General features: G+C 37.9%; 17 protein-coding genes and 1 riboswitch. Of the genes, 9 read left to right on the top strand and 8 right to left on the bottom strand.

Annotation, left to right across the window (positions count from 1 at the left end; all coding sequences use genetic code 11):
- Positions 1-107: 107 nt before the first annotated feature.
- On the bottom strand, positions 108-1,766 hold the full coding sequence (locus CXF79_RS15540) for a lytic transglycosylase (RefSeq protein WP_101156043.1): 1,659 nt from the start codon (positions 1,764-1,766) through the stop codon (positions 108-110).
- A gap of 249 nt (positions 1,767-2,015) precedes the next feature.
- Entirely contained in the window at positions 2,016-2,813 is a 798-nt protein-coding gene (gloB, locus tag CXF79_RS15535) for a hydroxyacylglutathione hydrolase (protein WP_101156041.1), read from the bottom strand.
- A gap of 213 nt (positions 2,814-3,026) precedes the next feature.
- Here gloB and CXF79_RS15530 point away from each other — a divergent pair, with 213 nt between their 5' ends.
- Entirely contained in the window at positions 3,027-3,800 is a 774-nt protein-coding gene (locus CXF79_RS15530; RefSeq protein ID WP_011042824.1) for a class I SAM-dependent methyltransferase, read from the top strand.
- Between the two features lie 74 nt (positions 3,801-3,874).
- Positions 3,875-4,633: a Nif3-like dinuclear metal center hexameric protein gene (locus CXF79_RS15525; RefSeq protein ID WP_011042825.1), complete on the top strand. Its 759-nt coding sequence runs from the start codon at positions 3,875-3,877 to the stop codon at positions 4,631-4,633.
- Positions 4,634-4,717: 84 nt separating this feature from the next.
- Here the strand turns inward: CXF79_RS15525 and CXF79_RS15520 are convergent, their stop codons facing one another.
- A complete protein-coding gene (locus CXF79_RS15520; RefSeq protein ID WP_101156039.1) occupies positions 4,718-5,482 on the bottom strand; it encodes an ElyC/SanA/YdcF family protein in 765 nt (254 codons plus the stop codon).
- 106 nt (positions 5,483-5,588) lie between these two features.
- Complete coding sequence (locus CXF79_RS15515) at positions 5,589-7,196, bottom strand: BCCT family transporter (protein WP_101156037.1); 1,608 nt, start codon at positions 7,194-7,196, stop codon at positions 5,589-5,591.
- Positions 7,197-7,554: 358 nt separating this feature from the next.
- Positions 7,555-7,775, top strand: a riboswitch (Lysine riboswitch).
- Positions 7,776-7,923: 148 nt separating this feature from the next.
- Here CXF79_RS15515 and lysC point away from each other — a divergent pair.
- Complete coding sequence (lysC, locus tag CXF79_RS15510; protein ID WP_101156035.1) at positions 7,924-9,294, top strand: lysine-sensitive aspartokinase 3; 1,371 nt, start codon at positions 7,924-7,926, stop codon at positions 9,292-9,294.
- 151 nt (positions 9,295-9,445) lie between these two features.
- Here the strand turns inward: lysC and CXF79_RS15505 are convergent, their stop codons facing one another.
- Both CXF79_RS15505 and CXF79_RS15500 read right to left on the bottom strand, forming a co-directional pair.
- Positions 9,446-9,877: a MarR family winged helix-turn-helix transcriptional regulator gene (locus CXF79_RS15505; RefSeq protein ID WP_101156033.1), complete on the bottom strand. Its 432-nt coding sequence runs from the start codon at positions 9,875-9,877 to the stop codon at positions 9,446-9,448.
- A gap of 3 nt (positions 9,878-9,880) precedes the next feature.
- Positions 9,881-10,363, bottom strand: coding sequence for a glutathione peroxidase (locus CXF79_RS15500; protein WP_101156031.1), 483 nt, complete (start codon positions 10,361-10,363; stop codon positions 9,881-9,883).
- Positions 10,364-10,560: 197 nt separating this feature from the next.
- Here CXF79_RS15500 and CXF79_RS15495 point away from each other — a divergent pair, with 197 nt between their 5' ends.
- Positions 10,561-11,424 carry an NAD(P)-dependent oxidoreductase gene (locus tag CXF79_RS15495; RefSeq protein WP_011042831.1) on the top strand — a complete coding sequence of 288 codons (864 nt, stop codon included), beginning with the start codon at positions 10,561-10,563 and terminating at the stop codon, positions 11,422-11,424.
- A 98-nt stretch (positions 11,425-11,522) separates the two neighbouring features.
- On the top strand, positions 11,523-12,332 hold the full coding sequence (locus CXF79_RS15490; RefSeq protein WP_101156029.1) for a hypothetical protein: 810 nt from the start codon (positions 11,523-11,525) through the stop codon (positions 12,330-12,332).
- Positions 12,333-12,608: 276 nt separating this feature from the next.
- Here the strand turns inward: CXF79_RS15490 and CXF79_RS15485 are convergent, their stop codons facing one another.
- On the bottom strand, positions 12,609-14,060 hold the full coding sequence (locus tag CXF79_RS15485; protein ID WP_101156027.1) for an SLC13 family permease: 1,452 nt from the start codon (positions 14,058-14,060) through the stop codon (positions 12,609-12,611).
- A 522-nt stretch (positions 14,061-14,582) separates the two neighbouring features.
- Between CXF79_RS15485 and CXF79_RS15480 the strand changes: the two genes are divergently transcribed.
- The 3 genes from CXF79_RS15480 to CXF79_RS15470 all read left to right on the top strand — a co-directional run bounded on the left by CXF79_RS15480 (position 14,583) and on the right by CXF79_RS15470 (position 19,171).
- Positions 14,583-15,626, top strand: a complete 1,044-nt coding sequence (locus CXF79_RS15480) for a porin (RefSeq protein WP_101156025.1) — start codon at positions 14,583-14,585, stop codon at positions 15,624-15,626.
- 169 nt (positions 15,627-15,795) lie between these two features.
- Entirely contained in the window at positions 15,796-17,634 is a 1,839-nt protein-coding gene (locus CXF79_RS15475; RefSeq protein ID WP_101156023.1) for an ATP-binding protein, read from the top strand.
- A 175-nt stretch (positions 17,635-17,809) separates the two neighbouring features.
- Positions 17,810-19,171, top strand: a complete 1,362-nt coding sequence (locus CXF79_RS15470) for a sigma-54-dependent transcriptional regulator (protein ID WP_101156021.1) — start codon at positions 17,810-17,812, stop codon at positions 19,169-19,171.
- 149 nt (positions 19,172-19,320) lie between these two features.
- Here CXF79_RS15470 and sbcB read toward each other — a convergent pair whose 3' ends face one another.
- Positions 19,321-20,766, bottom strand: coding sequence for an exodeoxyribonuclease I (gene sbcB, locus CXF79_RS15465; RefSeq protein ID WP_101156019.1), 1,446 nt, complete (start codon positions 20,764-20,766; stop codon positions 19,321-19,323).
- Positions 20,767-21,011: 245 nt separating this feature from the next.
- On the opposite strand from sbcB, the gene CXF79_RS15460 reads away from it, so the two are divergent.
- Positions 21,012-21,563, top strand: coding sequence for a DUF6942 family protein (locus CXF79_RS15460; RefSeq protein WP_198560071.1), 552 nt, complete (start codon positions 21,012-21,014; stop codon positions 21,561-21,563).
- The last annotated feature ends 250 nt before the right edge of the window (positions 21,564-21,813 follow it).

The following is a 21,813-nucleotide window of genomic DNA, read 5'->3' as shown; positions in this document are numbered from 1 at the left end:
CATCTTATTTGGCAGATAAAAAGACAATAAAAAAGCGAGCCTGAGACTCGCTTTTTATATATTTCTCAACTCGCTATACTTAGTTCAATGAAAGTAAGCAGTTGTTCTTAAATATTATTAGTTACATCGACAGAAAGCTTTAATCGCTGACCTGGCTGTAAATATTTCTTTCTATCAAGATTATTCCAACGTTCAATATCACTAATTCGAACATTAAACTTATCGGCTATGCGAGCGAAAGAGTCTCCACGGCGTACTTTATAAGTAATATTTCGCATGATGGCGTTTTCGACATTATTACCGGTTTTACTGTTAGCAAAGTTTGACTTATTTGATTTAGTATCGCTTTTTTGCCAAATCACTAACTTTTGACCGAGTTTTAACGTGTCTCTTGGGGCAAAACCATTCCATTTAGCAATACTTTTGCTATTTACCTTATATTTACGTCCTATGTCCCATAAATTATCACCAGATTTAACGGTGTGAACGAGTTTTCGTCCCTTTTGTGGTCTATTTTGCTTTTTAGCAATACGTTGTTCTTGTGAGAAAACATAACTATCTAATGATTTAGCCGCAACAGGAATAAGCAAATGCTTTCCAGCACGTATCTGATTGCCTTTAATGTTATTAACTTGTTGTATCAAATCAACGCGGGTATTAAATTTATTAGCAATAAGTCCTAGATTATCACCGCTTTTAATTTTATAACGTTGCCAAGCGAGTCGATCTTTTTTACTCAGTTTACTCAGACCTAGTTCAAACTTTTCTACACTGTGCGAAGGTAACAATAAACGGTGAGGGCCGTCAGGATCAGTAGCCCAACGATTAAAACCAGGATTTAAACGCTGTAATTCAGCTAACGATAAGCCTGCTAACGTTGCTGCCTTCGCTAAATCGAGCTGTGATTTAATATCTACTTGGCTCAAGACACTTTTATTATCGATTGAATACAGTGATAAATTAAAGTCTTCAGGGCGCTTTACAATATCAGCTAAGGCTAATAATTTTGGTACATAAGCACGGGTTTCTTTTGGTAAATCAAGCGACCAAAAATCGGTCGGTTTACCTAGGCGTTTGTTCTTTCTTACGGCATTTCTAACACGACCTTCGCCAGAGTTATATGCCGCTAATGCGAGCATCCAATCGCCATCGAAAAACTTGTGCAAATATTTTAGGTATTTAATAGCACCTTCGGTTGAAGCAACGACATCACGTCTGCCGTCATACCACCAGTTCTGCTTCATACCAAAACGTTCACCTGTACCCGGCACAAACTGCCACATGCCTGAAGCGCGACCATGCGAATAAGCAAAGGGGTCAAAAGCACTTTCTACAATAGGTAAGAAAGCCAGCTCGATTGGCATATCATTCTTTTCTAACTCTTGAACAATATAGTAGAGGAAAGGCTCGGCACGTTTAGCAACTCGATTAAGGTAACTAGGGTGCTTTACATACCAGTTTCTCTGAGAGACAAGACGTTTTTGATTTGGAATATCAAAGGTTAATTGGCTACGAATGCGTGGCCAAATATTATTCTCATCAATGGATTTTTGATCTTTTAAGGTATTATTTAAAGAGAAGTCAACATCAGCAACAGGATGGATAACGTCAATGCTTTCATCTGCTAATAACGCTTGATTAATCTCAACTGGATGAGCAGTTTCAACTTGCGAATCTGAATTGTCAGTAATGGCATTACCATCACTTTGGGATAGGCTTTGACAGCCGGCTAAAAGAACTACAACGGGTAATAATAAATACTTCATGAATAACCAGTTAAAATCAGCAGGAATTAAAAATAATTGAGCAGATTAGCATGTTTAACACCAATCGGACTAATTTATTGGCTAGTTAGCAATAATGTAGCGGCTTAGAAGCAAGATATAGGTAAAAGAGAATAATCAGCCTAGGAAGTATGTTCAGGATAATTTCTACTAACTTTATAATAACTTATACCTGTTTGGCGGTTCCAATTAGAATCAACAATGCCCATCTAAGCCTTATAAATTGACGGATTAAAAATTATCCTTCCAAGCCCTAATAGCTGAAAAAACCTCACTATCATTAGGCTGATTTTGATTACTATAAGTTTGTGCAGCAAGTTTAATAGATTCTTCATGGCAACGTAGAAAAGGGTTTATCTGCAATTCAAGCGCTATATTAGTTGGAATAGTTGCTTGGTTTTGTTGACGCTTCATTTTTACTTGCTCTGCATAGTTATGCAGGTCAGTGTTATTAGGCTCTACTGCTAAAGCAAAGGCTAAGTTTGCTTGGGTATATTCATGGGCACAATAGATTAACGTATCAGTTGCTAAGCTTGCTAGCTTAGTCAGAGAGTGATGCATTTGTTGGGGAGTCCCTTCGAATAAGCGACCACAACCACCTGAAAATAGGGTGTCACCACAGAAAACCATATTGTCGTTATAATAAGCAATGTGACCTTTAGTGTGACCCGGTAAATCAAGCACAGTAAATCGACAATCAAGCTCCGTTAAGTCAACAGTATCGTTCTCTTTAAGTGTGATATCGAGTTGAGCAATCTTTTCAGTAGCGGGTCCATAAACAGTCACAGGCCACGCTTTATCTTTAGAGTATTCAAGGAGTTTTTCAATACCACCGACATGATCGCTGTGATGATGGGTGATCAGAATGGCAGATAACGCCAAGTTATTTTCTTGCAGGTACTTTATACACACTACTGCATCACCTGGGTCGACCAGTGCAATTTTATCATTATTTTGACTAGAAATAGCCCAAATATAATTATCATTAAACGCGTTAATTGCAGTAACAATTTGGTGAGAGTTAGTCATATGAGATTTTACCTGTAGTTTGATTTATACCCGTTGCCACTCAAGATGCTTGTTTAAGAGTGCTTTAAGCAGCGTTATTCATTTGAACAAGGGAATAACCATTGTTTAAAATAAATGCCTTGCCTAAATCATTTTTAACTCCCACCTAAATCATGCACTTTGAAAGGTAACGGGTATATACTTAATACTATTATACGCCTAAAAGAAGACTCTATGAAACCTGCGTTAGCTTTTCGACAGCCACATTACCCTAACTCATGGAAGGCATTGCCTAATGGAGAAGTCATTAAAAAGGCAATAGAGCAAGAACTTGCCCCTTGGTGGCAAAAGTTTTTTGGTTATCATTTAATTAAGCTTGGTGCATTAAGTAGTGAAATCGAGATACCTGACTGCACTATTAATCATCAAGTAAGTATTAGCATTAAGAATGGCTTGGCTAATGTGGTTGGAGATATTGATGATTTACCTTTGCAGGAGCATAGTGTTGATGTTTGTTTGTTAAGCCATGCATTGGAGTTCTCGCTTGACCCTCACCATGTGGTCCGTGAAGCTAATAGAGTGTTAATTCCCAATGGTTACTTAGTTTTAACGGGATTTAATCCACTAAGCCTTGTTGGCTTAAACCGTTTATTACCGTATAGACGAAGTAAAACACCTTGGAATGAACATTTCTTCTCGCCGATGAGAATCAAAGATTGGTTACATTTAATGGGTTTTGAAATTTTAGCTGACCAACGTTGTTTACATAGTAGTTTAACGGGGAAGGTGAGCACCGACAGCTTAGAACATAGATGGCACAAGTTGGCAAAAAGCTACTTACCTGCCTTAGGCTCTGTTTATGTAATTGTCGCGAAAAAAAGAGTATTACCCTTAACACCAATTAAACCCAAATGGCAGATTCGATCTGGGTTTCGTCCTGTAAAAGTCCCTAGTCTAAGCACACATCGAGAATTAGTGGATCACAAAAAAGGGCATCAGAAGAGATAATTCCCCCAAGAAAAATAGTTTATGTGAACTGACAACCTAACCTTTATTTTATCCTTATTAAAAGTAACCCAACTATGCAAAGTAATGAACTAGAAAGCTATTTAGCTGAATTGTTAAAACCGCAACAAATAAAAGACTTCACTCCTAATGGCTTACAAATTCAAGGTAGTGCTCACATTAGTAAAGTGATCACCGGGGTCACAGCTTCTAAGGCTTTAATTGATAAAGCAATCGCAGAGCAAGCTGATGCCATACTGGTACATCACGGTTACTTTTGGAAAAATGAATCTTACGTTATTCGTGGCATGAAGCATGACCGAATCAAGGCACTATTGCTAAATGACATTAATTTATTTGCTTATCACTTACCCTTAGATATTCATCCGACGCTGGGTAACAACGCACAGTTAGCTAAGTTATTTAATATTGTCGATGTAGAGCCGCTAGAAGTAGGTAATCCATTAAGCGTTGCTATGCAAGGGTGTTTCGAGCATCCATGTAGCGGTGAAGCATTTAGCCAGTTAATTAATAGTACGCTTGAGCGAGAATGTTTACATATTGCGGCACCGAGTAATAAGCCAATAAAAACTATTGCTTGGTGTTCTGGCGGTGGTCAAGGTTATATTGAACTTGCTGCAGAGCAGGGCATAGATGCCTTTTTAACGGGTGAAGTATCAGAACAAACGACTCATATAGCCCATGAAATGGATATACACTTCTTTGCTGCTGGCCATCATGCCACTGAGCGTTATGGGATAAAAGCCTTAGGAGAGCATTTAGCTGAAAAGCACGGACTTGAAGTAATATTTGTTGATATCGATAACCCCGTTTAAAACTTAAGGTTTAAGCGGAGACAGGTTACGTCGGTTCATTATTTGAATCTATTTTATCGATTCAAGTAACCTTCTTAATTTTATTTAGCTAAATAGTGATTTAAACCATTGCACTATCAGCCCTAAACTCTCGTACCAGGCAATAGTGGTTTGTTCTAGTTTCTTACTACTAGGCATATAATGAGCCCAGTTTTTGCTACTGTCTGGGTTCTTTACCCAATAGCCAGTCGGCGCAGCAATAGGGTATATTCCTTCTGCCTGGAAGTAATTGATAGAGCGTGGCATATGGTCAGCATTTGTTACCAGTATCACTTGGGTACCTTGTACCCGTGGGGCAATGAGTTGTGCTTCTTCTTCAGTATCCTTTGGAAAATTCTCAGTAATAATTTTTTGCGCAGGAACGCCTAAAAGTACCAATGATTGTTTTACCGTTTCCGCATTAGAGACTGGATTATGTCCGCCATAACCTGATGTGATTATTCTGGCTTCTGGATGTAACTGATATATACGTAAAGCTTCAACCATGCGTTGTAAGGAGCAATTAGCTAATTGGCTGGTTACTGGCAACTCTGCGTTGGTATTATGACCGCAACCTAATACCACGATGTAGTCGATAGATACGTTGGTTTTAACATAAGGCGGGTAATCATTCTCAATAGCGGTCATAACCGTATTTGAAAAAGGTGCGAAGGCGCTGATAAGTAAAATGACTATCGCTGCAGATAAGCTCTTAATACTTTGTTTAGGCTTTTTACGATGAACAATGAGGGCAAAAATGAGTAATAACAGCACTATATTGATGGGCATGATCAATACAGTGATGATTTTTTTAAGAAGAAATAAATCCATATGGTTCAGCTAAGTTACCTAGAGCATTGATATCTATTTACTATATCAAGTATTGCACTAGGCTGCTTAGCTAAATTAAACTTTGTTGGGAGAAAGCTAAGTTGCCCTAACCTAGTTTTTTATACTCTCTTTTTAATCCCAAGAATAAACCGAAACACATAACAATTAGTAGTATGGTAAAAGGTAATCCTACTGTGATGGCTGCAGCTTGCAAGGCACCCAGCGCATCTTTGCCTCCGCCGAATAATAATGCAGCAGCAATGACCCCTTCGATAGCAGCCCAAAATATTCTTTGTGGTACCGGCACATCTACTTTACCACCAGCGGTAATACTGTCTATGACTAAAGAGCCTGAATCTGATGAAGTGACAAAGAAAATCAATACCAAGACAATCGCCAAGAACGAAGTAACATTGCTTAAAGGCAAGTTCTCTAACATTTGAAATAGTGCTAACGAGCTATCACCAATGCCTTGAGCTAATTGACCTACACCATTTTGTACTTGTTCAAGACCCATGCCGCCAAAGGTTGCCATCCATACTGATGTAAGTAAAGTAGGAACAAATAATACTGCTAATATAAATTCACGAACCGTTCTGCCGCGCGAAATTCTTGCGATGAACATACCGACAAACGGTGACCAAGAAACCCACCAAGCCCAATAAAATACAGTCCAGCCATGGTAAAACGTTTCGTCTTCACGACCAATCCAGTTACTTAACGGAATAATATTTTCGGCATAGGCAAGCAGGGTTGTGCCAACACCATTAATAATCACTACAGTAGAGCCCGTAATAATAACAAATAACATTAATACAACCGCAAGTGACATATTGATATTACTTAATAGTTTAACCCCACCATCTAAGCCTCGAGTCACTGAGAATATGGCGACCATGGTAACGCCAAATATAATGGCAATCTGAGTGTTTATGGTATTGGGTATATCGAATAGGAAGCTTAAACCTCCAGCCGCTTGTTGTGCCCCAAAACCTAAAGAAGTAGCGAGACCAAAAATAGTAGCTAATACCGCGGTAATATCAATGACATTGCCCGGCCAGCCCCAAACTCGCTCGCCTAACAATGGGTAAAAAGAAGAGCGGATGGTTAATGGCATGTTGCAGTTAAAAGTGAAGAAAGCTAAAGACAAACCTACAACGGCATAGATGGCCCATGGGTGTAATCCCCAGTGATACATTGTTGCCGCCATCGCCATTTTAGCTGCCTCGGGAGTACCGGCAACCGTATTTAGGGGCGTGCCATACCAATTAGTGAAGTAACCAACAGGCTCTGCAACACTCCAAAACATTAAACCTATGCCCATTCCGGCAGAAAATAGCATAGAAAACCAAGACAATTTGCTAAAGTCTGGTTTTGCTTCAGTACCACCGAGTCGGATTTTTCCAAAAGGTGAAACAACCAAGGCTAAACAAAAAAGGACAAAAAGGTTACCGCTGACAATGAATAGCCAGTCAAAATGGTCGATAGACCAACTTTTTGATGCATCGAATGATTGTTTGGCTAATTCAGGGAATAGTAGGGTTAATAGAACAAATACAACAATAAGTGTAGATGAGAAAAAGAACACAGGATTATGTAAGTCCATGCCCATTATTTCTACGTTATTCTCTCCAATCACGTGGTCAGATCGGTAAACTGACTTTTCAACAACAAGCTCCTTATCTTTATCTGTATCTTCTTTGTTTTTGCTCATTATGGCTTCCTGTAAGTAGTTTTGAATAAAACGGGCTTTGTATACACATTGTTACTGTACAGTGTTTAGCGAATAATTTCCCCCTTTGCAGGGTTTAATCATTAAACAAACCAAAGACCTAAGTGAGTAAAGTATAGCCTTGACTCTCGATTTTGCTTTTGTAAAGTAATTAGTTAGCAAGTTTTCTTATGCTTGGTAGATAGATAATAGGTAGTAGAGTACCTAGGACGATGCCGATCAAAGTGAATAATAAGGGCAAAAAACTTATAAAAACTGACTAATAGCCTGTTGCAATGTAAGGTTAAATCGGTTCTAATGATTTCGCATTGTGGTTTAGGGTCAATACTCTAAAATATAATGTACCAGAAGAGGTGCGAAACTTAGGTAGAAAACGAGAGGAACCACATTCCAAATACCGTTTTTGAGGGAAGTTATCGCCGAGAGTATTTAAAAGTGGATTTAGATACTCGGTCACTAAGGTTGAATCCTTATGGCTGTCACCTGACGTATTTGTTAAATGATACCTAACTAATTAGGTATCATTAAGCATTAAATAATAGGTGGAGAGCTTCTGGCTGAAAAAGTTTCGTTTTTTTTGCAGTTTATTAGATATCCCTTTAAACGTGCAAAATACACCACTCGCTACCTACTCAGTCATGCTCTTCCAATAGTTAATTTACTCAGCAAAGAGCTCAGTAAGTAACTAGTATTTTTATGGGAGAATTTTGTGAATTCAGTTCAATCTACATCATCTTTAACTGTTGCCAAGTTCGGCGGTACTAGTGTTGCCGATTACCAAGCTATGCTTCGTTGCGCCAATATTATTAAAAATGATAACAGCAATCGTCTAGTGGTTGTTTCAGCTAGTTCAGGCGTGACAAACCTGCTAGTTCGCTTAAGTCAGAAAAATGTATCTGTCATTGAGCAAAAGGATATTGTTGAAAATATCCGCGCTATTCAAGTCAATATTACTCAGCATTTATCAAGCGATGTTGAAGCACAGCTTAATCAAGAAATAAACAGCTTACTTGATGAACTAACTCAACATGCACTAACGCAGTTATTACAATACTCGACTAAGACAGCAGATGCCATTCTTGCCTTTGGTGAGCAATTTAGCTCGCGAATTTTTGCTCAAGTTTTACAATCTGTTGATATTCCAGGTGAGTATTTCAATGTGCAACAAGTGATGAAAACCAATAGTTTATATGGCAAAGCGGTAGTAGATCTTAATCAACTGAGTGAACAAAGCACACAACTGCTTGCCCCAAAACTGATTGATAAAGTTATTGTTACTCAGGGATTTATTGGCCAAGATAGCCAAGGTCATACGACTACGCTAGGGCGAGGTGGATCCGATTATTCCGCAGCATTACTTGCTGAAGCTTTAAATGGTAATAATTTATCTATTTGGACGGATGTTGTAGGTATCTTTACTACCGACCCGCGTATTACTGACCAAGCGCGGGCGATTAAAGAAATTAGCTTTGGCGAAGCGGCCGAAATGGCCACCTTTGGCGCGAAAATATTACACCCCGCGACACTGATCCCTGCAATGCGCCGCAATATTCCAGTTTTTGTTGGTTCAAGTAAAGAGCCAGAAAAAGGTGGTACGCAAATTAAGCAAAAAGTTGATTCGAATCCCACTTATCGCTCCATTGCATTAAGACGTGAACAAACGTTAGTGACGGTAAAAAGCCCGGCTATGTTACATGCTAGCGGATTCTTAGCAAAAGTGTTTGGCGTATTAGCGAAACATGAGTTAAGCATTGATTTGATCACTACCAGTGAAATTAGTGTCGCTTTAACTTTTGATAACCCAAGTGGTTCAACGCAATCGTTAATTACTAATGCCGTGGTGGCAGAATTAGAGCAGTTATGTGAAGTTAGCGTTGAGCATGGTTTATCGCTAGTTGCTGTGATTGGGAATGGTTTAACGTGTGCTAAAGGTATTGGTCAAAGCATTTTTGAAACGATTAATGATGTGAATATCCGTTTAATTTGTCATGGCGCTAGTGCCAATAACTTATGCTTTTTAGTGAATGAAGATGAGGCAAATTATGTGGTTGAGAAATTACATAATACCTTATTCGCTTAAGCCTAGTTTTCTTAATAGATTGCTCAGGACACCTTACTTGATACTTTCTATCTGACGGTAATGTACTGTTAACGTCATTGTTAAATTAATAAATAAAGAAAGAATGATAAACGCTTCATTCTTTCTTTTCTTTCTCTGGGTTGTTTAGCGTTCAATCGCTGATATTAGCAATAAGCTGATCAAGTTCTTGATTTAAGTTGAGTAATTTATCTGGTGTTAAACCCGTTACAGCAAACATTTTTCCAGGAATATGTTCTGCACTTTGTTGTAATCCCATCCCTTTTTTAGTTAGTTTGATGATAACTACCCGCTCATCTGACGGTTGTCGAACTCGAGTAAGTAACCCTTGTGCTTCCATTCTTTTAAGTAAGGGAGATAGTGTGCCTGAATCTAAATCAAGTTTATTACCTAAGTCCTTAACCGAAATTCCATCAAGGTTTTGCCATAAAACGAGCATGGCCAAATATTGTGGATAAGTTAATGCGAGCTCTTTTAAAACGGGCGCGTAAAGTCGGCACATTAATTTATTCAAACTATAAAGTCGAAAACATAACTGTTTTTCTAGCAGTAAATTATTACTCATCGGTTACTTCAATAACTTTTCAATATCAGCGGTAATGGCTTCTGGTTTTGTTGTAGGAGCATAACGTTTAACTACTTCACCTTGACGATTTACTAAAAACTTTGTGAAATTCCACTTAATGGATTTAGAACCAAGAATGCCTGGAGCTTGTTGCTTTAGAAAACTAAAAAGAGGGTGGGCATTACTTCCGTTGACGTCGATTTTGTCAAATAAAGGGAATTTTATATTGAAGTGTAAATCGCAAAATTGCTGTATTTCTTCGTTATTACCACTCTCTTGTTGCTTAAATTGATTACAAGGAAAGGCTAATACTTCAAAACCATTTGCTTGAAACGAATCATGTAGTGATTGTAAACCTTGATATTGTGGAGTGAAACCACAGTTACTCGCGGTATTAACAATGAGTAATACTTTATCGGTAAATTGATTTAATTCGATCGTCTCTTCTTTATTATTCTTCACTGTAAACTGATAAATATTACTCATCTTAATTTTTCCTTTAAAGTAAATGTAAAGCTATCTGGGATAATTATACTGCGACTATTTAAGTGGTTCGCAATTTGATTGTGCACAATATATTTGTTCATTGTAGTGTAAAATTGTTGTGTTGAAAAGATGCTAGAGCAAAATAAAAAACTGAAGTAGACTGATCGCATTAAATTAATGACTTAAAAGGTTGGAACATGAAAGTAGCATTTATTGGTCTTGGCGTTATGGGTTACCCAATGGCGGGACATTTGACTAAAGCAGGTCATCAGGTTTGTGTATATAACCGAAACAGGGATAAAGCCTTAGCTTGGCAAAAAGAGTTTGGTGGTGATATTGCAACAACACCTGCGCTAGCCGCTACTGGGTGTGACATTGTATTTGCCTGTGTCGGTAATGATGATGACGTCAGACAAGTCTCATTAGGTGATGAAGGGATTTTCGCAGGTCTTTCTAAAGGAAGTATTTTTGTCGATCATACCACGGCATCTGCAGAGCTTGCTGTTGAGCTTGCTGCTGTTGCGGATAAAAATGGCCAATACTTTTTAGACGCACCTGTATCAGGTGGTCAAGCGGGTGCCGAAAATGGTGTGCTGACAGTTATGGTCGGTGGTGATGAGAGTATTTTTGCTAAAGCTGAGCCTGTTATGGCTGCATTTGCTCGCTTTAGTCAAATCATGGGTCCCGTTGGCTCAGGACAATTAGCTAAAATGGTTAATCAGATTTGTTTTGTCAATACAGTGCAAGGCTTAGCTGAAGGATTGAACTTTGCCCAAAAAGCAGGATTAGATACTGACAAATTACTTGATACTATTGGGAAGGGCGCTGCAGGCTCTTGGCAAATGGATAATCGAGGTAAAACGATGTGTGCGCGCGAATTTGATTTTGGTTTTGCCGTTGATTGGGTAAGAAAAGATTTGGCTATCGCATTTGCAGAAGCTGAAAAATTAGGTGCTGATTTAACAGTAACTAAGCAACTTGATGGTTATTACCAAGAGATACAAGACAATGGCGGGAGCCGATGGGATACATCAAGCCTTATTTCTCGTTTTAAGAAGTAGTACTAAACCGACCAATTAACTGTATTGCCCAAGCTACCTGAAACACATATCTTCAAGTGACTTGGGTATAACTTATTGAATTTTTTATCGAGGGAATGATGAAATTAAATTTATTTACTTTACCATTATTATGGTTACTTTCTGCTTGCGGCAGTGGTAGTGGTAGTGAAGGAGAAGCCAAAGCACAGGTAGTCCCAGATGCTAAAGCACCAGAGTCTGTTGCGGCGTCTAAAAATTTGGCAATTCCAGATAATAGATCACTCGACACGTATCAAATACTCGTTATTGGCAATAGCCACGTTCAGTCAATACAAAAATTATTGACCTTAATCTTTCAAAATGGTCTCAAAGAAAAAGAGATAAACATTGATAAGCGCGTAGGTGCTTTTCTAGATGTCATTGTTGATAAAGAAAGTTTGGTCGAATTAGTTGAGGCAAGGCCTTGGACTCATATAATTTTGCAAGGACAGAAATATTCGCAGAGTCAATCAGTCCTTTATTCGACAGAAGCAACAAGAACATGGATTCAACGTGCAAAGAAGAAAGGAGCTACGCCAATACTCTATCCTGAACATCCGCAACGAGGAAATCTTCTCGAAGCTGATTATATTCATAGTTTACATGTTGATATTGCCGATGAAGAGTCTAGTTGTATTGCCCCTGTAGGATTAAGTTGGAATAAAGTGTTAACTATTGAGCCTGATTTGGATCTTTATCAAGCGGATGGAAATCATGCTACGGAGTTAGGGGCTTTACTCAGCGCTTTGGTGTTGTATCAAGTAATTAGTGGTCAAACAGCAGATACTTTACCTTACATTGCAGAGTTACCTGGAACTGAGTCTGAGCAGGCTTTACTCGGACAAATTGCTTCCCAGACTGTTGCAGAACATGTTTCCTGTGCTTTTTAATCACGAGGAAAGTATGAGATTTACGCCGCGATTGATGTTTTTATTGAGTAGCTGATTGCGATATTACTTTAGCAATTACTTTAAGTAGATCGTCTAAATGAGCAGTGTAGAGGGGTGGATTTAGAGTTTTTTCTGAATTTTAGTAAGGTGATAACTAGTATCGTTTAGCGTACTTGTCCGATTGATATTAGTAGGGACTGCTTATATAGAGTAGCGCGTAATTTAAACACCAGACTATTAGTCTGGTGTTTAAATCGAGAATCTAAAAGACTTTATTTATAAGTTAAAGACCATAGGTACTGTAGTTAACATCAATAAAACTATCATAAATATAGCTGCGATATTAAGCCAGAAACCTGCTCTGGCCATGTCAGCAATACGTAATTCTCCGGAGCTAAATACGATAGCATTTGGCGGTGTTGCCACTGGCATCATAAAGGCACAACTAGCAGCTAATGCGGCAGGGATAACTAACATTAAAGGACCATCAGTTAAGGTCACAGCTATTGGTCCTAGTAAAGGTAAGAAACTAGCAGCCGTTGCCGTATTACTTGTTACTTCAGTCAAGAATAAGATGGTAATAGTAACGACCAAAACGGCAGCAATAACAGGAATGTTAGACGTTGCTTCAAGCTGCGTGGCTATGTAACCCGCTAGTCCTGATTTTTTGATTAAACTGGCTAAGGCTAATCCACCACCGAAAAGCAACAATACACCCCAAGGTAACTTCTTAGTATCTTCCCAGGCTAAAATACGAATATCTTTTTTACGGTCAACAGGTACAACAAATAATAACAAAGCTACAAACATAGCGATGCCGGTATCCGATATAGCGAGTCCAGTCATTTTGGCTATTAACGGTCTAAATATCCAACTGAAGGCTGCAAAAGCAAAGAAAAACAGTACGAGTTTCTCTCCTTTATTCATTTGACCTAATTCCTGAAGTTTCTCTTTGAACATACTGTTTGTATCAACTCGTTCCCCTTCATTAACTTGGTAACAAACCTTGGTAAGAATAAACCAACACAATACCAACAATACTGCACTTAACGGTACGCCGATAATCATCCATTGGGCAAAGCCGATTTCAATGTTGTAGCTATCAGCTAAATAAGCCGCCATCAGCGCATTAGGAGGAGTACCAATCAAGGTCGCTAAGCCACCAATACTTGCAGAAAAAGCAATAGCTAATAACATTGGTTTTGAAAAGTTTTCAGGGGTACTACCATTTTGCTTCTGCTTAACCATCTCGATAATAGATAAGGCGATAGGCAACATCATGACTGCGGTTGCTGTATTAGACATCCACATTGATAAGAAAGCAGTGACAAGCATTAACCCGCCAATTTGGTGGCTGGGTTTAGTGCTACATAACGACATTGCTTTTAAGGCAATTCGTTTATGTAAGTTCCATCGTTCCATCGCTATGGAGATAAAAAATCCTCCAAGGAAAAGGAATATTAAAGGGTGTGCATAAGACGATGTTGTTACCTTAATGGGTGCTATGCCAACAATTGGCGCAACGATTAAGGGTAAAAAAGCGGTAACTGAAACAGGGGTTGCTTCAGATATCCACCAAGTGGCCATCCACAATGCTAAACCTAGGGTGTGCCATGCATCTGAAGACATACCTTCAAAGGGAGAAGGAACTAATAAGGTGAACAGCATTAATGCTGGCCCTAATACGAGCATACGCAATGGCGTTGCTTTGTCTTGAATATCTGTCATAAATTTCCTCACAGTGTTGTTTTTTATAATAGTTCTAATTTATGTTTTGCAAAGACACTGCCATGTTTTCATCTTATTGTTAATAAAGGTAATTATATTTTTAACTCATTATATTAGCCTATGTTACGTATCAATATCCACCCATAAAAAAATGACTATGTGTGGAAAACCGCCAATTATCATACCGCAATAAACTTGAAAGACTTATTGCTAATGGCCCTGTTCATTTTGGGGAGTAGTGGCTGATCGTCCTCCTTTATCTCTTGGTTTTAAATACCTTAGTTTTTCATTATGGGGGGATTTCTATATACGCTTGTGAGTCTTGGGGGTGATATCCCCCCCAAACATTGCCCCTTCGAATTTTTTATTTTTAATGTAAGTGATTGTTATTTTGTTATTTATTTTTATCTGGAGCTTTACAAATAAATTGGCGTGAACATTGCGATAACAAACTGTCGCCTTAACGTAATCATCGTTGACGATTTATAAAGATAATAACTTCTTAAAATAAAGGGGAAATACATGAAACGTGTTCAAGTGAATAAAACAAGCAAACTATTTTTTTTAAACGTACTGTTATTAAGTTGCGCAAGCGCAAATGCAAGTGATGTTGAGAGTTCATTCTATGGCTCGCTCCGTTTAGGTGCCGACTATGTTGATAGTGGTACTTCTGATGATGCTGCAAATGGTAGAGATTTTTTGAGTCGGATTGGTGTTAAGGCTGAAGTTCAATTGGCTGACGGTTTAACAGGCTTAGGTAAAGTTGAGTATGGTTTACGCGGGGATGATGGCGTTAATTTCAATCAAAACCAAAAAGCCGGAATGCGACAGATATATGTTGGCCTTAAAGGAAATTTTGGTACTGTTACCTATGGCTCTCAAACCATTATATGGCATCAGTATGTGCGCAGTGCTTACTTTTCTGATGGGTTAGACTCATTACGCCAAGGCGCAATTCGTGATGATGATATGCTGCAATGGCAAAAAACATATAATAATTGGAAGTTTGGTGCAGCCATTCAAACAGAGAAACAAGATGGCGACTCTATTGATCAATACCAAGTAGCAGCGCAATATAAAAACCAAAGTTTGAAACTTCAAGCAGCATTAGCAGCAGACCAGCAAGGTGAAAATACCGGTAATTTATATGGTTTTCGTGCTTGGTATGATATTTCAAAAGCGTTTACCGTATCAGCCTTTTATCATTTAGCTGAAGAAGATTTTGATCTTTATAAAGGTAACTCTTCTGGTAACGTGAGGTTAGTATCAGCAGAAGAATCTGGTAAAGTAGGCGGCGTAACCGCATGTGTTGATGAAGATCGTTCAACCGTAGGTTTATATGGTAAGTGGCGTCAAGACAACAATCAAGTCCATGCTAGATATGCGGTAAACTCTTGTGACATAAAAGGCGATGTTAGCTCTATTAAAGTTGAATATATTCGTTACTTCTCTAAGAAGTTTCGTATGTGGGCATCATTTGAGCAGTTAGATAATGATACAACACGTTTACCTTCAACAGGAGAAGACATGTCTGAAGCACAAGTAGGTGTGAGATTTGATTTTTAATTATTCCAATATAAACTAATTTAGTCTGACCAAATGCAATATTTGATATGGAACGATGTGTTGTTTCATATCAAATAGCGATTGCATAACAGTAGACAAGGCGTTCATTGATAGCTAATACCTGATAAAATTAATGAAACTGCTATTAGTTTATTCATAAGGTAAAATTGTGGTCTATCAAGGAAAATCAGAGCGTAAAAATTATATTGTCGCCACTGTTGCAGTGATTGGCCTAATCCTGACTATTGAACTGACCCAAATGATAGGTATGAGCAATGCATACCAACAAATGCACCAACAATCGAGTCAACAGTTATCTAACTTAGTGGGTTACATAGACAATATTCTTGGTCGCTTTGACAGGATCCCTACAGTACTATCAAAACACCCCTTGCTGTCACAAGCCTTAACCTCACCTAACGAACAATCAAGAATAACCAAACTCAATCAGTTATTAGCAGATATTAGAACGATGACTCAGGCGTCAGATATTTACCTTATTGATAAAAATGGTATTACTATTGGGGCCAGCAATTGGCAATTGCCTAATTCATTTGTTGGTATGAACTTCATGTTTAGACCATATTTTCAAGATGCGCTAAAAGGTAAACTTTCCCATTACTATGCTGTAGGGTTAAGTAGTGGTAAGCGGGGCTTTTATTATGCTTACCCTGTGGTAGTTGATGGTGTTATTGCCGGTGTTATTGCTTTAAAAATAAGTATTGCAGATATTGAAGAACAGTATAAAAAAACGGTATTAAATGACAGCTTTAACTTCTTAATCGTTGCACCCGATGATGTGGTCTTCATTTCAGATAGACCAGAATGGCGGTTAAAAACTATTGGTAACTTATCTAAAGCAAAACAGCTTAATTTAATTGCAGAAAAACGTTATACCGATAAAGAGATATCTTCACTTAACGTGGAAGATATTTCAAATCACTACCTTCCAAATGACCTAGGCAGCGAGTTATTAGAAGTTACTTCAAATAATACAGAGTCTGAAGAAGTTTTTGCGCTGAATAAACTGATGAAAACGGCTAATTGGCAAGTTCATTTGTGGAGCTCTGTAGCTCTAATGAAAAAGCAGCAAAATTTATTAATCATCCTCAGCGCTAGTGGTTATCTCTTGATGGTGTTTTTATTGTTATTTGCTAATGAACGACTTAAAAATGCGCGAAGACTGAAGCAATCTCAACAGTTATTAGAAAAAAAAGTTAAAGAGCGTACGGCTGATTTAAGTGCGAGTAATGTCAAGTTACATGAGGAAATTGCGCAACGTCAACAAGCACAAACTCAAATGAATAAAATGCGGGATGAACTAATTCAATCAGAAAAACTGGCGCTCATAGGTAGTATGTCAGCAAGTATTAACCATGAAATCAATCAACCGTTAACAGCCTTACGTAGTTACTCAGAAAATGCGCTGGCGTATCAAGAACGTAGTATGACAGACAAAGTAAAAAATAACCTGTCACTCATTATTGGTTTAGTAGATCGACTCAGTGATATTGTCAGTCAATTTAATAGCTTCTCTAAAAAAAGCACCGGTGTTACGACTGCTGTTGATGTTCAAATGAGTCTGATGGCAGCGATGAGTATTGTAAAACACCAAGCTAAAGCCGCTAGAGTGGAATTTACTAATAAACCTTGCTTAAAAGCTGTGCATGTATATGGCGATGCTATTCGGTTTGAACAAGTACTGGTTAATTTATTAAGTAATGCCATACAAGCGCTTAGTGAACAAGAACACAAACAAATATCGATTTCTGTGTATGACGTTAAAGAACGCGTTATCATTGAAATACGAGACAACGGACCCGGTATTTTAGTTGATAATATCGACAGAGTTTTTGAGGCCTTTTTCACCACGAAAGAAAACTTTGGCTTAGGTTTAGGTTTATCTATCTCGCACCGAATTATTGAATCAATGCAAGGTCAACTTAACGTAAGTAATCACCCAGATGGCGGCGCTATTTTTACCATTAGCTTGCCTGTAAACAGGTAATACCATTTCGCTTAATTAAATGATTAAAAATTGCGTAGGGAAAATTGGTGAGAACAAGGCGTTTGATTGAGCAATAGCTGGCTATTGGGATTGAAAACAACGCAGTTATCGTCAGTTTTAACCAGCAAGATTGATCAGGTAGTTATGCGGATTTGTATAACGTAAGGAAAATAATATGGAAACCGAAAAATTGGGTGTCGTCTTTGTTATTGATGATGAAGAACATATTCGAAGCGCTATTGAGCAAACATTCGAATTAAGAAATTTTGAAGTGCAAACCTTTTCACAAGCGCATCAATTACTTAATCAGCTAAGTGATACTTGGCCTGGCGTGGTTATTAGTGATATTAATATGCCTAAAATGGATGGACATCAATTGATGGCTGAGGTCAAAAATATTGACTCAGAGTTATCCACTATTTTACTCACCGGTTTTGGTGACATTTCAATGGCAGTGAAAGCGATGCGCAATGGTGCCTACGACTTTATTGAAAAGCCATTTAATAATGATGACCTAGTTGATACGGTAAAAAGAGCGCTAGATAAGCGCTCTTTAGTGCTTGAAAATAGACAACTCAAAAAAGAAATAGAAACACATTGTTTACCAGGCCCCAGAATATTAGGAAATTCGCCTAACATTGTGCAAATGCGAAATATACTAAATCAAGTGATGGATGCACCTGCAGATATAATGATCGATGGTGAAACTGGTACCGGAAAAGAGTTAGTCGCTCGTTATTTACACGACCATAGTATTCGAAGAGATAGTAATTTTGTTGCACTTAACTGTGGTGCAATCCCAGAAAATATTATTGAAAGTGAGCTATTTGGTGCGGAGAAGGGCGCTTATACGGGCGCTGATAAAAAACGCATTGGTAAGTTTGAATACGCTAACGGTGGTACCTTGTTTCTTGATGAAATAGAAAGTACTCCAATGGCCTTACAAGTCAAACTCTTAAGAGTATTAGAAGAAAGAAAAGTGGTTCGCTTAGGTGCTAACGAGGGTGTTGAGCTTGATGTCAGAGTGATTGCTGCGACCAAGGTAGATTTATTAGAGTTATGCGAGAAAGGTTTGTTTCGTGAAGATCTATATTACCGTTTGAATTTAGTAAAAGTAGATATTCCTCCCTTGAGAGAACGTATTGAAGATGTGCCTTTGCTTTTTTTACACTTTGCTAGAATAGCCTCAGCGCGTTATAAAAAAGAATTAATTCCATTATCACAAGAGCATAAAGCACAACTGTTAAGTTATGGCTGGCCTGGCAATGTAAGAGAATTACGTAACTTGGCTGAACGTTACATTTTATTGGGTGAGGCGGCAGCGTTTAATCTTAAAAAGAATACCAACGCTAATTCAATGAACAGCAGTATGGGCTTGACTCAACGGGTTGAATTTTTTGAGAAGTTTCTTATCGAGGAAGCGTTGGCAAGTAATGAAGGCTGTATTAAAGACACCATGGAAGAGCTCAATTTAGCCAGAAAAACACTCTACGATAAAATGAAAAAATATGAATTAGAGCGAACAACTTACCAATAAACTGGGTTAATAATTCAGTTAATAATTCAGTTAATCATTTTAGTAAATAGCTTAGTTGATAACTAAGGTTAAGAGTTAAGATTAGTTTTTGATTATTCTGCTCGAGTCATAGCAGAATAATCAATAGTAATAGTTATTTTGAGAGTGAGTTACCCTTGCAAGAATTCATACAAGGCTTTTAATACCGACATTTTTGCTTTATCAGTTTCATGCTCATGGGCTAGATTTTCAATCTTCATCATGAACTCATCAAGTGATAAAATACCTTTCCCGCCATATTGCAGTTTGTTCTGACAATACTGCTGCCATTTCTGTTGTTCTTCTGTAGATAGCGTGTACGGGTAGTTTCTTGCTCGATAGCGAAACAGTAATACACTTAAACGCTCATCTTGAAATTGAAATGGATGATTAGCGAGTTGCTCAGGTGATAGACCACGTAAAATATCCATTTGCGCTTTATCACTATGACTAAAGAAACTGCCACCATATAACGCTTGCTCTGCATCTACGTCATCATTATCAAAGTCTGAGGTGGCAAAAACATCGCTTAATTTATCTCTTAACTCAGCATGCTTTTTCAATAGAGCTAAATTATCTAAGCAAACATCGCGCGGTATTGCTAAGCGCTCTGCGTTTTCTGGTAGTAACGTTTTAGCTGGCGCTATAACAGGGCATTTATTGACATGAATAAGTTTTACTGGAATTGGTAGTTCATCTGGCGCTAAATCATCATAACGAGTATACAAACGCGCTTTGATCTCTTCAGCACTTAGGGTTAATAATGGTGAGATATCTCGTGCTAAATCGACACAGATCACCGCATTTTTGTTTACAGGGTGATAATTTATTGGAGCAAACCAACTTGTACAGCCATGAATTGATGACACCTTGCTCGAAGTGTGCACAATAGGCGTCATATCTGCGGTATTGATCAAATCCTTCACTTGATTTTTATTCTTCAAGTTAAAGATAAAATCATAAAGTTTAGGCTGTTTTTCTTTGATCAATTTAGCCATTGCTATGGTGGCGTAAACATCACTCATTGCATCATGAGCCGCTTCATGACTAATGCCATTTGCAGCCGTTAATAGCTCTAAACGAAAACTGACAACTTCTTCACCATCGCGCTCAACGGTTGGCCAATTAATGCCTTCAGGACGAAGTGCATAACAAGCGCGAACCATATCTATTATATCCCAGCGACTATTTCCATTTTGCCATTCACGTGCATAAGGGTCGTAAAAGTTACGATAAAGTAAATAACGAGTCACTTCATCATCAAAGCGAATACTGTTATAGCCAGCAACACAAGTATTTGGCTGGGTAAATAAAGTATGAATACGTGCAGCAAATTCTGCCTCAGACAAACCTTCACGTTGCGCTTTTTGTGGCGTGATACCTGTAACTAAGCAGGCTTCAGGATGTGGTAAGTAATCAACGGGCGGCGTGCAATAAAACATTTCTGGCTCGCCAATGATATTTAAATCGAGATCGGTACGAATGCCGGCAAATTGAGACGGTTTGTCGAACTTTGGGTTGATCCCCCAAGTCTCATAATCGTGCCAAAGAATCGTGGGTTGTGTATTTATGTCCATAATGTTCAGATTACTTATATATTTGTATGATTAGTCTAACTTTTTATTGGATAATTATAGCGTATATTGTTCTGTGAAATAAGTACATGTATTGGTCAACTGTTAGAAGTTGATTAAGTTGATAAATGAATACTACTTTAATCTCGCAAAACTTAGTTTCCTTAGAGACTTTTAAATAAAAAGACGAGAACATAAGTCAAAACAGAACAGTTAATAGAACTTAACCAATATTGATAATAAATAGGATGATAAAGATGAATATAGGTTTTGGTGACAACGATTTTAGTTTTGCTGTCTATATTGCAAATAAACCTAACATGCTTGAATATCAAAGTTTGTTTGAAGTTACCTCACTTGTTAAAGGTGAGATTAATGTGATTAACCAGGCGTGTGGTAATGGTTGGCGAAAAGTCTTCAATGTATATGCTAAGTTACTTTATGCTTTAGATAAAAAACATTTCGACTATTCAGATATAACACCTACTTGGCAAGGTTATCGAGATAAATATTTATTACAAACACAGAGTAAAACAGCCTTACTATTTTCACCGCCACAATTAGTACCAAGTGTAGAGAGAGTGCACATTATTTGTGGTAAAGGTCACGCTAAAGCGTTAATCGATAGCGGTAAACTCGTTGCTAATTTAAGTTGGCTAGATGATGAATTTGCTATTGATAGAGATAATAAACTTATCGTTTGCCCATATTTTGATTATCGTCAGCTGAGTAATATAAAAATTGAACGTTTGGCAGATTTGTTGAGTGAACTAGTCAAGTTGAGGATCGGATTCGAGTAAATAATTAGTTTAAATAAAACCTATATGATCTTAATGAATAGTGTCTTAACACAGATTATTCGTTAGTACATTAATTAGAATTTATGCTTTGTATTATATTCACTACCCTTTGCCAGCGAAAAGAATCTTGACTGGCAAAGGGAATAAGATGCTTTTACTTAGTTTTTTGATGAACCCAATAACGTTGTTATTCCGAACGTCACTTTAGTCAGAGCCTGTAACCTCTTAAATACCGTAGTCGCTTGAGTTG

Origin of the sequence: Colwellia sp. Bg11-28, assembly GCF_002836245.1 — a bacterium.
GTDB classification, from domain to species: domain Bacteria; phylum Pseudomonadota; class Gammaproteobacteria; order Enterobacterales; family Alteromonadaceae; genus Colwellia; species Colwellia psychrerythraea_A.
The sequence above is the reverse complement of the archived record's forward strand: the minus strand, read 5'-3'. Positions and strand labels throughout refer to the sequence as shown.

Excerpts from the sequence above, each read along its gene's own strand:
- CXF79_RS15540 (WP_101156043.1), bottom strand. The coding sequence starts at position 1,766 with ATGAAGTATTTATTATTACCCGTTGTAGTTCTTTTAGCCGGCTGTCAA.
- CXF79_RS15470 (WP_101156021.1), top strand. The coding sequence starts at position 17,810 with ATGGAAACCGAAAAATTGGGTGTCGTCTTTGTTATTGATGATGAAGAA.
- CXF79_RS15490 (WP_101156029.1), top strand. The coding sequence starts at position 11,523 with ATGAAATTAAATTTATTTACTTTACCATTATTATGGTTACTTTCTGCT.
- CXF79_RS15530 (WP_011042824.1), top strand. The coding sequence starts at position 3,027 with ATGAAACCTGCGTTAGCTTTTCGACAGCCACATTACCCTAACTCATGG.
- CXF79_RS15515 (WP_101156037.1), bottom strand. The coding sequence starts at position 7,196 with ATGAGCAAAAACAAAGAAGATACAGATAAAGATAAGGAGCTTGTTGTT.
- CXF79_RS15505 (WP_101156033.1), bottom strand. The coding sequence starts at position 9,877 with ATGAGTAATAATTTACTGCTAGAAAAACAGTTATGTTTTCGACTTTAT.
- CXF79_RS15520 (WP_101156039.1), bottom strand. The coding sequence starts at position 5,482 with ATGGATTTATTTCTTCTTAAAAAAATCATCACTGTATTGATCATGCCC.
- sbcB (WP_101156019.1), bottom strand. The coding sequence starts at position 20,766 with ATGGACATAAATACACAACCCACGATTCTTTGGCACGATTATGAGACT.
- CXF79_RS15525 (WP_011042825.1), top strand. The coding sequence starts at position 3,875 with ATGCAAAGTAATGAACTAGAAAGCTATTTAGCTGAATTGTTAAAACCG.
- CXF79_RS15500 (WP_101156031.1), bottom strand. The coding sequence starts at position 10,363 with ATGAGTAATATTTATCAGTTTACAGTGAAGAATAATAAAGAAGAGACG.
- gloB (WP_101156041.1), bottom strand. The coding sequence starts at position 2,813 with ATGACTAACTCTCACCAAATTGTTACTGCAATTAACGCGTTTAATGAT.
- CXF79_RS15485 (WP_101156027.1), bottom strand. The coding sequence starts at position 14,060 with ATGACAGATATTCAAGACAAAGCAACGCCATTGCGTATGCTCGTATTA.
- CXF79_RS15480 (WP_101156025.1), top strand. The coding sequence starts at position 14,583 with ATGAAACGTGTTCAAGTGAATAAAACAAGCAAACTATTTTTTTTAAAC.
- CXF79_RS15460 (WP_198560071.1), top strand. The coding sequence starts at position 21,012 with ATGATAAAGATGAATATAGGTTTTGGTGACAACGATTTTAGTTTTGCT.
- CXF79_RS15495 (WP_011042831.1), top strand. The coding sequence starts at position 10,561 with ATGAAAGTAGCATTTATTGGTCTTGGCGTTATGGGTTACCCAATGGCG.